The organism is Quyinboa sediminis (assembly GCF_042219855.1).
In the GTDB taxonomy this organism is placed as follows: domain Bacteria; phylum Bacteroidota; class Bacteroidia; order Bacteroidales; family UBA5342; genus JBHJHP01.
Genome location: NZ_JBHJHP010000001.1, coordinates 436111 through 451938, shown reverse-complemented (window position 1 = coordinate 451938; position 15828 = coordinate 436111). Strand labels below are relative to the sequence as shown.

7 protein-coding genes and 1 pseudogene are annotated in these 15828 nt (G+C 33.9%); 4 read left to right on the top strand and 4 right to left on the bottom strand.

The features are described 5' to 3' along the window. Positions 1 to 226: 226 nt before the first annotated feature. A complete protein-coding gene (locus ACE1EF_RS01885) occupies positions 227 to 1198 on the top strand; it encodes an inositol monophosphatase family protein (protein WP_375718909.1) in 972 nt (323 codons plus the stop codon). Between the two features lie 361 nt (positions 1199 to 1559). Beyond that, positions 1560 to 2760, top strand: a pseudogene (locus ACE1EF_RS01880) (IS256 family transposase). 73 nt (positions 2761 to 2833) lie between these two features. Here the strand turns inward: ACE1EF_RS01880 and ACE1EF_RS01875 are convergent. Continuing rightward, positions 2834 to 9652: a LamG-like jellyroll fold domain-containing protein gene (locus ACE1EF_RS01875; protein ID WP_375718907.1), complete on the bottom strand. Its 6819-nt coding sequence runs from the start codon at positions 9650 to 9652 to the stop codon at positions 2834 to 2836. Between the two features lie 1408 nt (positions 9653 to 11060). On the opposite strand from ACE1EF_RS01875, the gene ACE1EF_RS01870 reads away from it, so the two are divergent. Further along, positions 11061 to 11408, top strand: a complete 348-nt coding sequence (locus ACE1EF_RS01870) for a four helix bundle protein (protein WP_375718906.1) — start codon at positions 11061 to 11063, stop codon at positions 11406 to 11408. Between the two features lie 510 nt (positions 11409 to 11918). Next, positions 11919 to 12665 (top strand): hypothetical protein, encoded by a 747-nt coding sequence (locus ACE1EF_RS01865; protein WP_375718905.1) that lies wholly within the window; start codon positions 11919 to 11921, stop codon positions 12663 to 12665. A 420-nt stretch (positions 12666 to 13085) separates the two neighbouring features. On the opposite strand, the gene ACE1EF_RS01860 is transcribed toward ACE1EF_RS01865, so the two are convergent. The 3 genes from ACE1EF_RS01860 to ACE1EF_RS01850 form a co-directional block, all read right to left on the bottom strand. Then, complete coding sequence (locus tag ACE1EF_RS01860; protein ID WP_375718904.1) at positions 13086 to 13754, bottom strand: NYN domain-containing protein; 669 nt, start codon at positions 13752 to 13754, stop codon at positions 13086 to 13088. Positions 13755 to 14130: 376 nt separating this feature from the next. Next, positions 14131 to 14901, bottom strand: coding sequence for a hypothetical protein (locus ACE1EF_RS01855; protein WP_375718903.1), 771 nt, complete (start codon positions 14899 to 14901; stop codon positions 14131 to 14133). Positions 14902 to 14909: 8 nt separating this feature from the next. Beyond that, positions 14910 to 15824: an HNH endonuclease gene (locus ACE1EF_RS01850; protein WP_375718902.1), complete on the bottom strand. Its 915-nt coding sequence runs from the start codon at positions 15822 to 15824 to the stop codon at positions 14910 to 14912. Positions 15825 to 15828: the final 4 nt, after the last annotated feature.

The following is a 15828-nucleotide window of genomic DNA, read 5'->3' as shown; positions in this document are numbered from 1 at the left end:
TGATCAACATATAAATGTCAGTTTATCTGTACTTTATGCAATATGAATTGCAATTTTCATGAGGAATTAGACATAAACTGTCCTGTTTAGAAAGGCGATTGTTGGTATTGTGATATGTTAGTTTTTAATCGGTAATTTTGGAATGTATTCCAAGGATATAATTCTTATCTTTGAAAGTGTTTGCATTAAAGTCTGAGCAAGAAATAGAAACCTAGAGTATATGATAATGAACGAAATAGATGACGCGCAAGTCATAGAAACCATTAAAGGAATTCATTTTAAGATTGTTAAGGAAATTAGCAATAAAGTACACTCAAATTATAACCCAAATATAATCTCAGAGGATATAGAAGTTGGTGGAGATATTAGTTATGATATTGACGTTAAAGCTGAAAGTATTATAATTGACACCCTGTCCAATTTAAAAGGAGATTACTCAATAACATTAGTAATGGAAGGTTTAGGAGAAAAAGAAATTCGTTCTGGAAATGGAAAGGGTTATAAAATAATCTTTGATCCGATAGATGGTACAAGAGAGATTATGTACGATAAAAGAAGTGCATGGATATTAACCGGTATTTCCGAAATAAGCTCTACAAGCCTGAAAAATATCAATGTAGCAATTCAGACAGAAATTCCTACAAAAAAACAAGATAGTTTCTCTTTTCTAATTGGAATAAGAAACAAAGGTTCATTTGAAGAAATATACAGTAAAAGTACATTTAATTTAGTTTCATCAAAAAAGAGACTTAAAACTAGCGACAGTGAACAGCTTAAAGATGGATTTGTATGTTTTCCAAATCCATTTCCCGGCACTAAAATACAGATTGCTAAATCTTATGAAACCTTTTATAAAAAGATATTCCCTAAATCAAATGTAAATGATGCGAAAGTTTTCTCCGATGAATATATTTCATCTGGAGGTCAAATATATCTTCTTGCTTCTGGACGTTATAGAATTGTTGCGGATATAAGAGCTTTTGTTCAAAATGATATTAATAGCCTATGTTGTCATCCTTATGACATCTGTACCGGCCTAATTGCAACTGAAGCAGGGGCAATTCTTATTGACCTTAAGAATAATAGAATTGAATATCCACTGGATACAGCAACTAATTGTGATTGGATTGGATTCTCAAATTATGCGATTTATGAAAAGTATTGTAATGAATTATTAGAATCTATCACTAAGGATTAAGTAATTATGTTTGGAAATGGATAAGCTACATTTGACTGCACGATAAGTGAATTACTCTTTTACTAGCTTACAAGAATGTATCTAAACACAACACGATCATTGTTGTAAAACTTTCAATTACATTGACAACATTTTAAATCATATTATCTAAATTCTCTAATAATTCTTAATTGGGTTTTCCAAATAGTTTACTGAATTTAAAGAAATGTTAGGAAGTTTCAATATTGAAGATCTACAAAATTAAAAAAAACGGTAGCATCCTGAAAAGTGTGTAAATGAGAAAAAGTTATCCTGATTTTTTTGAGCCATATCAGGCTCGTTAAAAAAATCGGAGATAACTTTGACAAACAGAGGACACACTATGGATAAAAAAGATTTATTAAACAGTGATTTTTTAAAGCAGTTTAAAACCGGAGATGAGTTAAAAGAGTTTCTCCATGAGCTTCAAAAAAGAGGTGTCGAACAACTGTTAGAAGGCGAACTTGATGCCCATCTGGGGTACGACAAATACCAAAAGTCCGATAATCCCAATTCCCGAAATGGACATAACACAAAAAAAATCAAAACTGATCATGGCACACATGAGATAAAAGTTCCCCGTGATCGGGATTCCAGCTATTCTCCCATGTTGATCCGTAAGCGCCAAAACATGGTAGATGGGATAGAAAATGTCATCATATCACTTTATGCCAAGGGCATGTCAAACAGTGATATTGAGGAACAAATCAGGGAAGTTTATGATATAGAAGTATCCTCCAGCACAATCTCCAGAATTACTGAACGCATTACAGCTGACATCATTGCCTGGCAAAACAGGGCACTGGAACCAGTTTATTTAATTGTTTGGATGGATGGTATTGTTTTCAAGGTCAGAGAAAACTCTAAAGTCATTAATAAAACCATTTATATCGCCATAGGCCTGCGTAAGGATGGTCGTAAAGAAGTTCTTGGTTTATGGCTTGGCAAGAATGAGTCCGCAGCATTTTGGATGTCTGTCCTGACAGATATGAAAGCCCGTGGTGTCAGGGATATCCTGGTTACTGTCACAGATAACCTAAATGGATTTACAGAAACCATTGCAACAGTCTTTCCTGAGTCAACCAAGCAAATTTGTGTTGTCCACCAAATCAGGAACAGTGCAAAATATGTAGTTTGGAAGGACAAGAAAGCATTTGCTGCTGATATGAAGGAAATCTATACTGCTCCCAATAAAGAAGCTGCTGAGGCCGCTCTTGATGTGCTGGAAGATAATTGGAACTCTAAATACTCATATGCCATTAAAAGCTGGCGTAAAAACTGGGAGGAGCTAACTGCATTTTTTGACTTCCCAATGGAGATCCGTAAAATCATTTATACAACGAATATCATAGAAAATCTTAATGGTAAAAATCAGAAAATATACCAAAAACAAGACTTCATTCCCAACTGATGAAGCGGTTATGAAGTCTGTATTTCTTGCTGTTAATGAAGTGACTAAAAAATGGACTATGCCTATCAGAGATTGGGGCATGATCCTGAATCAGTTTTTAATTATATTTGAGGAACGTTTAAATTTATATTAACCAAATCCCATTTACACACTTTGTGGGATACTGTCAAAAAAACCTCCGGAAATTTTCGGAGGTTTTTTTCGCTTTATAATACAGAAACTTTTAGTCGTCGCACTAAGCTACTATAGTTTATATCCACAATTTCTATGAGATACAAACCTCGCTGCTCGTTCATTAAATTAAGTTCTAATTCTCGTAATTCTGATCCGGTTTTCTTAACATCAAACAGCTGGCCTTTCATATCATAAATTTTGAAAAGCAAACCTGATTCATATTTGTAATTCCAGGTAATTGTGAATTGTCCCTTATTTGGGTTCGGAAATATTTGAATTATTTCACTAGAACTAATATCTTGATTTGAATTTATATCTTGTTTGAAATAAGCATATAAATTACCTGATTCATTTGCAAAAACTATAAATATACCATCTGACAATTCTGCAGTCACATTTTCTCCATTATAAATGACAGAATCTATAGAATAACCAGCCTCTGTTGTAATTGTAAAGGTAACATCAACACCATAATAAGCTAATATTTTATCAACTGATGCACTTCCACCGGCTGTCATGGCTTTTGCTTCAAAGCTATAATGGTAAGCTTCAGTAGAATCATAAAGTTCATCTATAACGGTATTTGCTAATGCATAATTATATATCCTTGCTTCATCCATTGATCCTTTATATAAAAGATCAGTAGAGTCTTCATACCAACCACTTCCAACTAACAGGTTATATCCATTGCCAGATGTGATTTTTCCACTAACATTATTGCTTGCAATCACATTTGTATCAAGATAAATTAACTTCTGGCTTCCATCATAAACTGCAGTAAGCAAATGCCAGTTCCCATCCCATAATGCATCCACGCCATCAGTACCTAACCATTCTTCTGTTGTACCACTTGTCTTAAATCCGATTTCTTTACTTTCCGGTTTTAGATAGAGTCCATATGTGTCAACTTCAGGTCCTCCATGCATTATTATGCTTTGCCAACCACCTGTATCAGCAGGTATAACCCATGCACTTAGTGTAAACTGATCCCGAATATTCTCACTAAAGACATGTCCTAAATTAACATAGCCGGATCCATTAAATTCTAGGCCACCACCCCTAATACCTTCTAACCTTGAAACACTGTTTACGATAGTCCCATCGTTGGAATCATGGGAATCAAAAACTGTTGTACCATCTGATTCATCAAATAAATATTCTGAATATGTTGTCTGAAGATTTATAAGATCGTATAATGAATCTATGTTTATTCTCGATAATGCATAATTATATATCCGTGTTTCATCCATTGATCCTTTATATAAAATGTCAGGAGAGTCTTCATACCATCCACTTCCAACTAACAGGTTATATCCATTGCCAGATGTGATTTTTCCACTAACATTATTGCTTGCAATCACATTTGTATCAAGATAAATTAACTTCTGGCTTCCATCATAAACTGCAGTAAGCAAATGCCAGTTCCCATCCCATAATGCATCCACGCCATCAGTACCTAACCATTCTTCTGTTGTACCACTTGTCTTAAATCCGATTTCTTTACTTTCCGGTTTTAGATAGAGTCCATATGTGTCAACTTCAGGTCCTCCATGCATTATTATGCTTTGCCAACCACCTGTATCAGCTGGTAAAACCCATGCACTTAGTGTAAATTGATCCCGAATATTCTCACTAAAGACATGTCCTAAATCGATATAGCTTGATCCATTAAATTCTAGGCCACCACCCCTAATACCATCTAATCTTGAAACACTATTTACAATAGTCCCATCGTTGGAATCATGGGAATCAAAAACTGATGTACCACCTGATTCATCAAATAAATATTCTGAATAGGTAGATGAATTGATCATCAAATCCAGATGTATAATTGAATCACATCCATATTGATTCAATAATGTAACTTTATATATCCCCGTTTCACTATATTCTGAATCTCCTATTTGAACGCTTTCTCCAGGATCAATATTCTTTTTTATGTACATTTCATCTGGAATGTTAACCAATAAATTCAAATATACTATCGAATCACACCCATATTGATTCTCAAATATAACAGTATATGCTCCTGATTCACTAAACTCTGAATCTCCTATTTGGATACTTTCTCCTTGACAGATAGATCTGTTTAAAAATATTTCTTTCTGACCATTTGAAATCAATACTTTTTTAACCGGACCGGATGATGAGAAGTTTTCGCCGTCATATGCGAAAACATCCCAATAAATATCAGAATATTCATCATTTTGCAAGTTAAATAGAGATATATCTATACCTATTAAGGTGTCATTTGTCAAAAATATTGTATCGAATTTATTTGTACTTATGTTTAAAATATAAAAGATGCTATCCCCTTCGACATCTTCACTATTTGTCCAATTAAATAAAATATATCCTTGGCTTTGACAAAGGTTTTCAAAAGGTGATAGTTTACTAAAATCTGTTGGCACATCATTTATTGCCTTAACTTCAATATAAAAGGTATCAATAGCTTCCAGTCCAGAACTATCAGTAACTTTTATATAGGCAAGCGAACTATCACAGAAATAGTTACTAAAAGGCTTAATAATAACTGCATGATTTGTTGTGTCTAGATAGCAGTTAAAATTCAGATCATAAATAACACCAAGTTCAAAGTCTAATGTATTAAATGAATTATCAATATCAGATAATATCATATCAAGTTTTATAAGCAATGAATCATCCTCATTGCACAATAAGTAATCAATATTCTGTAAAACAGGTGCATCGTTAACTGGTGATACATTAATGATTACTTTACTCTCAATAGTATTATAGTCATCTTGAATTCTTATATAGAAAGAACTTGTACCATACCAATTAGTAGCAGGATTAATACTTAGGTTAGTTGTATCAGCATTAAAAGCAACAGTGATGTTTGTATCAATATTGACTAAAGTAAAATTCAAATCTTCAATAGGTGTATCCAAATCTGAAACTAAAGCGGCTAAGTCTAAAGCAGATGAAATTGTAGAATCTTCTTTTGAACTAATAACAATTACTGAATCGCAAATAGGATTATAAGAGTTATTTAATTCAAATTCCGAAGATTCCGCATAAAAAGAGAAGGGATCATAAAATGAAATCTTGTAAATTTCATAATCGCCATTTGTACCATATAAAATACCATCATAATAATACGAATGGACGAGATCACGTGGAAAAGTATATTTAGTAATTGAAGAAAAATCCTCACTATACTTATAAAAATGATCATTGTATCCAAGCCATAAGTTTTTACCATCATAAAAGCTTCCAGTTTGATTATACAGTGTCGTAGCTGAAATATTATTCCCTGTTTCTGCTGCGGTTGAATTTAACTCCTTTAATAGTGCTACATCGTTAAAGTAAAAACCGTAAAGTTTTCCTTCCATTTCGAACATATTATCAATATCAGTAGAAACATTTCGGGATCCTAGATAAGTAAAATTTGAAGAATAATAATAGACTTTATCCAGACCATAGCTATATATATAAAATCTGTTATAACAACTTATTAATTGAACATCATGTGTTGTTGCAACTTGAGAAATAGTATGACTACCCAAATATTCATTTGTTTTAATATCCCATTTTCTAATTAACATTGGTGATTCATCATTATCAACAAGATACATGACATTATCTTTAATTGCAATGCCGCAATAATCGGGATTAGCATCAAAATAATCACTTCCAATATAATTATTATATCCCATATAAGTCAGAAAATCACTACCGTTCTTATTTTTCATCCTGAATTTTGCTGTTTTTGAAAAAAGAATTGGAGCGTCTTGTATATTCCAAATAATGGAATTATCACCCACTTCTTTAGCCCCATTATTCAAAATTTGGTCAGTTGAAATATCAATCCAATCCGTACCGTTTATAGTGTATTGCCAATTAGTAGTTATTGAAGTTTCTGCATATTCAAATTGAGAATTGTAGAAAATTTCTAAAGAATCGTGTTTCGAGTCTTTATCAATATATTTTAAATCTGTTATTGACAGGAAATTCTTTGAATTATCTATCACATTAATATACAAGTTTTGAGCTTTCGATTTTGTTCCTGAAACCATGTCCAATTCTATAATATAATTATCGAATGCGCTAAAATTTTCATCAATATCAATTTTTAACTGAATTGTTTGCGGAATTGATATATTGTTTTCCGAAGGTGTTATTGTAATACCAGTTGGTAAATCCATGAAAGAAAAAACAATATTCTCATTAAAACCATTTAACGGGGTCAGATCCAAAGAAAGCTGTTCTGACATATTGGGGGCTATTGTAATAGAGTTTTTGCTTAAACTATAATTAAAATCAGGTTGTGGATCAATCACTTCAATATTCAATTTTTGATAAAATGCTCCATTGGCTGACATATTTACCCAGAAGTCATACAATCTTCTCTCTGCACTAGAAGGAACTGTTATGTCAAAATACACATTTGTATAAGGCGTTCCTTTTGTATATGCTTTTGTAGTCCAATTTTGCAAAATTGATGCGTCCAAGCCACCTTCTGTTGTCACTGCAATATTGGGTGTCGGGTCTTCTTCGTTTGAAACCACATTAAATGTCCCCGTTTTTCCAGCCTCGATTGTTAATGTTTGGGGAGAAAAAGAAACTTCTGTTGATGGGGTGGCATATCTAAACCAACCTTCCGATGAACTAACGTACGATTTATATATTAGATTTAATCTAAAAGCATCGAAAAAATTAAATTCATTTTTATCTAAGTGCACAGGTGTGGAAGTACCATCTAAATAAACTCTGGCCATTTCTTTGTCAAGTGCGGAGAGCAAAACAGAATGGCCTGCTATTGTTTTAGTTTGACCTGTGTTAATTTGAATATCATTTGAAGCCATTTTATAAGTTAGGTAAGGATTAGCATCTCCAATAAACACTGAAAATTCTTGAGAGTTATCACCTTGAGCATAATCATCAGGAAATACGACGGTTATTTTAAATGTATAAAATCCTTCTGGATAACCAGATGCAATCGATAATGTTCTGTTTGAGTTAGCAGACGAAAGCTGACCAACAGGTATTTCAACACCCTGTTCTGTTTCTTCTTCTAATACTTCTCCATTTTCATTTAAAAGCTGAAATTTTAGCAAATAATCTGATTCATCATGTTCACCAACATTTTTTACATCACAATAAAAGTCTAAATCTTCACCAGATGTCAGCCAGTCTTTTTCAATATGTGGAAGGTATAGTTTTAGGTCATGACCATATACAGGAGCCGTTACGGTTATATATTTTTCTTTGGTTTCTGTATAGTTATTAACTCCATCGCTTATAGTCAACGAAATATCATAAGTACCTACTTCTGCGTAGGTATGAGATGGATTTATTAAATTACTTGTTGTTCCGTCACCAAAATCCCAAATTCTATTCTCTATTATCCCATTGTCAACAACTGAGTTATCATAGAAATTTATTATCAAAGGAATTGAGCCAATAGTATTATTAGAATAAAAATTAGGCAAAAATGAACTAACATTAAAAGAATAATGAACCGTATCGCTGTTAACTATATAAAGCGAAGTCCCATTTTCATCTTCAATATTATTTTTTAATATCAAATTAATATTTTCATTGTCAGGTAAAATTCCAATTGGTTTTACCTCTATGTTTAAATTTGAATTACTGAAATGAAATTCATAATCTATGTTTGGTTGAAAGTATAGATTGGAGTTATTAATAGAAGAAATGTTAACTGGTTTATTAAATTGAATATTTATCACATCCCCATTTGTTATTCCATTCACTTTGTTAGTTGAGGCTTCTAATACTTGAAATGGTAACAAACTATTCATATAGTTGCTTATTGGCATATTTGTAAGTAGTTTATCAACTATATTCCAGTCAGAATAATTCACGAAAGGAATTAAACTTTCTCTTTCTTGAAAACAATAACCTACAGCAAAATTCTCAATATCCACATTCTCTAATAATGAAGGACTAAACTCAATAAAACCAAAAAATCCATTAATGCTAACTAACCCCTGTTTGTTCGATTGTTCATAAAATTGTATCTTTGAAATCTCGCCTGCATCAGATTTAAATATTACATAAGCAATAATTCTTCTAGTTTTTTCATCAAAAACAGTTCCTGTTTGAGAATATAACCCTTCAAAACCAAAAATATCACCCCAAAAAGCAACAAGTACTTTATCTTTTATTTTATTGTGATACATATTATAATAAAGATAATTTTGCTCATCAGGTCTATTACCCCAAGGCATTCGGTGATATCTGACATTTGCCCAATAATCATAAGGCTGAGGCCAAAAAGGGAAGGCTAATCTTTTATAACTTGCGCCTGGTATTAATGTAACAAGTTCTCCTTTGTTATATGGTAATATAATTGCGTCAAAATAATCTTGCATTTCTTTAAAAGCTGCTGATATATCTTCATAAAACGCCCACCCCAATTCCAAAACAGTATTAATTGCTAAAGCAAATACAGCAAAAGGAGGATATAAAGCACCAACTTTTGCAATACCAAGTTTCGACATTGTAATTCCAAAATCAATTGCTTCTTCTTCCGAATTGATACCATCTCTAAATTTATATCCGATACTGATTAATTGAATTATTTCATGAGACTTTGCGAAAGTTTTTCCAATTTCAGGTACCTCTAATTCTAATAATCTTGGGATTTCACTTGAAACTAGTGTTGCTACACTTGTAACATCATCAACCCCTTGAAGTATTGCATTGATATCATCTTCATTTTCTAGAACATTTTTTAAGTTTGTCTGTGCCTCTTTAAATGCCAGTACATCATCAAAATGTATCTCATATAGATCTTCTTGCGCATTTGCATTATTAGAATATAATATAATTATAAAGCTGACAAAAGTTAATATGATTTTCATATGGTTATTTTATTTATAATTAGCAAATTATAGCGTTATGTATTTGTATTCTTATGCAAATTTTGGTTTGAGCATTAGCCCGTACAACGCACAGATGGATGCATTGTAAGTGTGATTCCTCAACTGACTCGAAGTGAAAAAGCAAGTGGGTAAAACAGTTTTTTTATCGCACCAACCTTCAGTCAAAGCTCTTAAATTTTTATTCTTGTTTTTCATTTTTTTTCGAGTCACGACTATATTCTTGTCTGTCCTGTCTTTAAATATTGCTAAAGTTTAATAATTAATATAAACTACTTTTAAACTTTTAATTTAAATAATAGCCTCAAAGTGTGAATAAGTTGAAAAGCTAGCTTTATTCAAAGATCTTACTAAAATATTCTAAAAGCAGATAATGATTATTAAAATAAATATATAACATATATTAACACAACCCTGTCTAATATTTGTAAATTAATCAATATTGATCAATTTATTTATTAAGCTTGCGAAATTATCAATAAAAAGAGCCAAAATTCTTTATTTTTCTTTTAAACAAAACAAATATAAAGAGGCGTTATATTGTATATTTGTAATGCAAAAACGTTCATTTTAGTGTAAAAAATTGAAAGCCTAAATCGGGGCCTACAATTTAAAACATTTCATAATTAACTGTAAATAAATATATTAACAACTGAGTTCATGTACCTCCAGCTCCACAAAACAGTTTTGAGCAAGAGTATTGAGCAAGAGGAAAATACGTTCATAGAAAACTGTTTTGTCCCTCTTGCTGTTGCTCGAACTCAAACAAAAACAGTTTGGAGCAAGAGTCTGGAGCAACAACAGTAGAGAACAAGAGTTTTGAGCAAGAGGAAAATACGTTCATAGAAAACTGTTTTGTCCCTTTTGCTGTTGCTCGAACTCAAACAAAAACAGTTTGGAGCAAGAGTCTGGAGCAACAACAGTAGAGAACAAGAGTATTGAGCAAGAGGAAAATACGTTCATAGAAAACTGTTTTGTCCCTCTTGCTGTTGCTCGAACTCAAACAAAAACAGTTTGGAGCAAGAGTCTGGAGCAACAACAGTAGAGAACAAGAGTATTGAGCAAGAGGAAAATACGTTCATAGAAAACTGTTTTGTCCCTCTTGCTGTTGCTCGAACTCAAACAAAAACAGTTTAGAGCAAGAGTATTGAGCAAGAGGAAAATACGTTCATAGAAAACTGTTTTGTCCCTCTTGCTGTTGCTCGAACTCAAACAAAAACAGTTTGGAGCAAGAGTCAGGAGCAGCAACAGTATTGAGCAAGAGTTTTGAGCAAGAGACGTAAAGACACGTCAGACACTTTCCTCTTGTTCTTGCTAAATACTCAAGACTGTTCTTGCTGTTGTTAATTAATCAAACTGTAACGTATTACCAACCCTAAACAATTATATCATGTTTGATTTTGAGAAACTGGAAGTTTACTCCAAAGCGAAACTATTTAATAAAAGCGTTTACCTATTCCTTTCTGAACATTCATTCGACAAAACCACAAATGATCAACTCCGAAGAGCATCATTTAGCATTATGTTGAATATTGCTGAAGGTTCAGGTCGTTTTTCGAACCGTGACAAACGCAACTTTTACGTTATTTCCAGAGGATCAGTATTTGAATGTGTAGCAATATTTGATTACCTGAAAGATATTGATGGTATTTCTTCTGATAAGTTTTCTTTGTTCTATACACATCTGGAAGAATTATCCAAGATGCTATATTCTCTTATTAAAAACTTAAGCAAATAACAGGACAGAATAACAGTTTTGAGCAAGAGTATTGTGCAAGAGGCTTATTATTACGAATGGCTAATTTTTCTCTTGCTCTTGCTGTTGCTCAATACTCCAGACTCATCCCCGTTTCTCCTCTTGCTCTCGCTCACAACTCGATACTGTCTCGCTCTTGCTCAATACTCCAGACTCATCCCTGTTTACCCACCCTATCCATCTAAGTTGCTTTTTTCTCCTATTTTCTTTAAATTTAAAAACTGTTAGGCTTTTAGGCCTTGCAGCCCGAAACCAGGGACGATAGTTGTCTGCTTAAGACAGCGAACATGAAAAAAGTTTAATCAAAGATTTCAACTTGTATGATTTGCGAAGGAAAAGTAGCATCAGATAGTGATCGGGTAAACATGTTTAATCCAATCATATAAAGATATGCCTTAAAAGAAACCGGCAGGTGTTTGCACCACCCGCCGGCTGAGTTAAATAACGCTCCCACTGGGAGCACCATGTAAAACATTTTAAATATACTAAATTATGGCAAATTCGGAAGATTATAATGCCAAACTGGATGCCATTAAGGCCATCCCGAACGATCTTGTTCAAATCCCGTCATTGCCTGTGGATGTATTTCTACAGGAAACTGAAAACCTTTACCATTGGAGTCTCAGAGATGCTGAAAAGCTGATTGGAGTGGGCATTACACAGGACATGATCGACGACCTGCCTGTACGTGCCGGGGCACTGCGTCAGGCGCAATCGTTGTGGTTTAAAGACCGGTACTCCCAGGAAGAAGCCCAGAAAGAATGGGCTGATAAATCGCCTGGTGCATATGAGCTGCGCGATGAACTCTTACACGATTTCCGCTATGCCTACAGGGAAGATGCTGCTCTGCTTGGTCGGATCTCTGAAATAGCTGATGGCAGCGGACATGCGGATATGATACAGGATCTGAGTAACCTTGCCACCCTTGGCAAAGCCAATACCGGACCGCTGGAAGCCATTGGTTATGATATGAGCAAGCTGGATATTGCAGACCAGACTGCAGAAAGCATGGCAGATATCCTGGCAACTGCCAATGGGGACAAAGCCGAGCAGAACGAAACCAAGCTGATCCGGGATAAAGCGTATACGCTTTTAAAAGAGCGCGTGGACGAAATCCGGGAAGCCGGGAAATATCTTTTCTGGAAAAACAAACAGCGCTATAAAGGCTATGTGAGCGCGTACTGGAAGAAAAACAACCGCGCAAAAGACAGCACTGACCTTCAAAGTGCTGAAGTATAGCGTCCAGCTACCTTATGAGGCGTCCTGTAAATCGTTTACCCTTCCAGCAACATATTTACCCTTTCCAGTAAAGCTGGAAACAAAAAAAATTCAGCTGGAAGCACAAAAAAACGCGCAGGACGCCTCATACTTTTTACAGGAAAGCCCAATTTATAAACAGGACGGGTAAAATCTTGGCTGGAAATATTGATTTCATTACTGGACGTCGTTTTTTCCAACAAGTGTGCTGTTTTTCGTTACAAAGTATCAGATTTTAAAATACAGGATTAACTTATGACCGTAACAGGACGCGGTTTCTTATGACTGAGTACTGTTTGATTTAAACTGGAAGTAATTTGATTATAAAACGGCCTATCTTAAAGTAAAAAGAGGAGAGGCTATCTAATGATAACCTCTCAAATATCATTTAGCAGGAAAATATTAATATACTCGCTTTACTGCTAAGTTTTGTCCATCCTTATAAGTACATATTTCAAACTGCGGTATGGACTCAATAAAAGATTTAAGACTTCTATATCCAAGATCCTTAAAATTAAAGTATGGATATAATTTTTTTAAAGTTCGACCGAAATTGCTCATAAGTATCATTTCCCCTTTTCCAGCTTTATCAAGTGTAGTACGAAGTATGGCATGTAACTTTTGACTGTTTAAAGTGAAATCGTAATATTGTTCCGTAAGCCAAAATGAATAGCAAGAATTTCTATAAATCTCTGGAGTCCGCATATTACCCACACCATATGCTTTTTTATTTGCGTTCTTGATTTCATCTGTTAAGAATATAAAATCGCTGTCACTGGTCAAAATAAAGAAAATATCAATGTTTTGAGTATATAGTATTTTAAGCCCATCACTGATTAAACTAAAGTCAGTCGAATTTTTATTTTTAACCACAGATGTACTTTTAATTAATTCCATTGAATACTGCTCACAAATCTTTTCCCAGTTTCTTAATCCTGTTGTTTTTGTGTCGCAATAGACACGCTTAATGACTATTCTACCATGTTCTAAAATATGGCTGTAAATGTTTTCAAAAAGTTTAGGTTCCGCATTATCACCATCCACCAAAATTGCTATTTTAAAATTATTCATTAAAAGAAATATAAGGATAAGAGATATAAGTATCCCAACGGAACATGCCCGTTGGGATTTGATCTGTTATTTACTCTTCGGAGGTTTTACCGTTGGTTTGGGAGGATTATTTCCCCTGCCCTTTCCAGAGATTTTACCATGATGAGTAGAAGGTCCATTATTTGGACGTGGCTTTGAATTAGCCATAAGAAAAATTATTTGGATAAGAGGTAACTGAAAATTTTTCAGTTGTTAAAGAGGATAAGTCATGATATCATCATGAGGATGCAACATTACGAAATAAAATTTTAATGGAAAAGAATCAAACCTAATTTATATTAATTCAAAATTGCAATCTATTTTTAAAGTATGACCTTTATTTCATGCAATTTATTCACTACAATTTATTTATAGTTTCAGTAATATACCTTGGACAGCCATGAAGATCTAATCCGTCAAAGGCTTCTTTCCAGAGTAAGGTATCATGGGTATCAGAAGCTGAAGTTTTTTGAACCAAAAAAATAAATGTCGATTCTATGCCAAGCAGTTGCATTATTTGTGTTTGGATTTCGGTCTGACCTACCTGTTTCAGGCCACGCTTCTTAAACTCATCTCTTTCTGACTGCTTGGAAGGATATTGCCCCTCACCACTTTCATATTTGGCCTCTATGCATATGACATGATCATTTGAGGTGTGTATTACAATATCCGGCTTTGCATTAAAGCACCATTTGAACCTACACACCTTTAAGAATTCGACATTATCGATGATATTCTGTTTAAACCGGCTAATGCTCCAATTACCCGGACTTTGAATGTATTCAGCAGAGGGAACAGGTACTGCGCCAAAATACCGGTTAAAATCCAGGACACTTAGATTAAGTAACCCATCATAATTTACAGGCTGTAGTAAATCTAATATCACTTTTTGTTTTTTCAGGTTTGTTATGCCACGGTGATTGAACCAGATATCTCTTAAATGGGCATATTCAAAGTAAATGCCGGTTTCGGCAGAAACGATGGGAAAATCAACTTTTAGTTTTTGCAAAAATTTTTCCAGGTTATTGTTAATCAGCAATACATGGTAAAAAATGGCTGCAAGGTTGCGTTCTTCTCGGTTTATCCTGAAATACGGCTCTTTGTAATTTAATAATTCCCTGATATTCATGGCTTAGGTTATTTTAGCTGGGTATGTTCTTTCATTATCTGTGTCTTGTTTTTACCAAAATGCGCTTCTTTATGGCAGTTTGGACAAAGAGCGGCAGCATTTTTGACTGTATCTTCACCTCCTTCGGCTAACGGCAACCAGTGATGAACTTCCAGATATGGACTTCCGTCTGAAGCTTTTATAAATGGTGCTGCTTGCTTACAACGTTCACATACACCTTTTGCACGGTATAATACTTCTGCCACAACGTCCGGATTGCGTATAAATCCGGATGAAGCCACTGTTCTTTTTTGTGGAGTTACCTTCGCTATTTTCAAGCGTTCGCGTCTCTTATCAGGATCATCACTTAAAGAACGTTTAACGTTTCGCTGAAATTCACGTTCAAGATCTTCTTCATATACAACGTTATGCAACAATCCTGGATCTAAAGGTTTTACATAGCTCCATCCTCCTGATCTTGTTCGTTCTTTATATGGTGTATCATCACTTATTTTAATTAGTTTTGATACCGGAATAAGCAGTTCAAGTTTTTTGAGGTTTCTGATTGAAATTAGATTGACGCAAGGATGACCTGAGTTCTCGTCAAATTTGTATAATCCATTTTCCCCAGGTTGAAAAGTATTTAAATCTTTAACAATTACTTTTTCTCTTTCAGGATCAAGCTGGTGCTTGTGATCCCAATAGATTATTTCTGCCGTATATACAACATGGTTTAAATCACTGGTTGTTGAAATATACATAGGGATAGGTTTTTCCAGTGATGGCTTTCTCTTTTTTAGTTTTTGAGCAATATAACCTGAATAGGGTTGAATGTAGAAAGTTCTACCAGGTTTTTTACTTTGCGCACTTAGAATTTCATTTAATACATTTTCATAGATGCCATTTTCAAAAAAAGCAAATGCAGGTTCCTGTTTCTTTTTCATAGCA

Excerpts from the sequence above, each read along its gene's own strand:
- ACE1EF_RS01855 (WP_375718903.1), bottom strand. The coding sequence starts at position 14,901 with ATGAATATCAGGGAATTATTAAATTACAAAGAGCCGTATTTCAGGATA.
- ACE1EF_RS01865 (WP_375718905.1), top strand. The coding sequence starts at position 11,919 with ATGGCAAATTCGGAAGATTATAATGCCAAACTGGATGCCATTAAGGCC.
- ACE1EF_RS01875 (WP_375718907.1), bottom strand. The coding sequence starts at position 9,652 with ATGAAAATCATATTAACTTTTGTCAGCTTTATAATTATATTATATTCT.
- ACE1EF_RS01870 (WP_375718906.1), top strand. The coding sequence starts at position 11,061 with ATGTTTGATTTTGAGAAACTGGAAGTTTACTCCAAAGCGAAACTATTT.
- ACE1EF_RS01850 (WP_375718902.1), bottom strand. The coding sequence starts at position 15,824 with ATGAAAAAGAAACAGGAACCTGCATTTGCTTTTTTTGAAAATGGCATC.
- ACE1EF_RS01885 (WP_375718909.1), top strand. The coding sequence starts at position 227 with ATGAACGAAATAGATGACGCGCAAGTCATAGAAACCATTAAAGGAATT.
- ACE1EF_RS01860 (WP_375718904.1), bottom strand. The coding sequence starts at position 13,754 with ATGAATAATTTTAAAATAGCAATTTTGGTGGATGGTGATAATGCGGAA.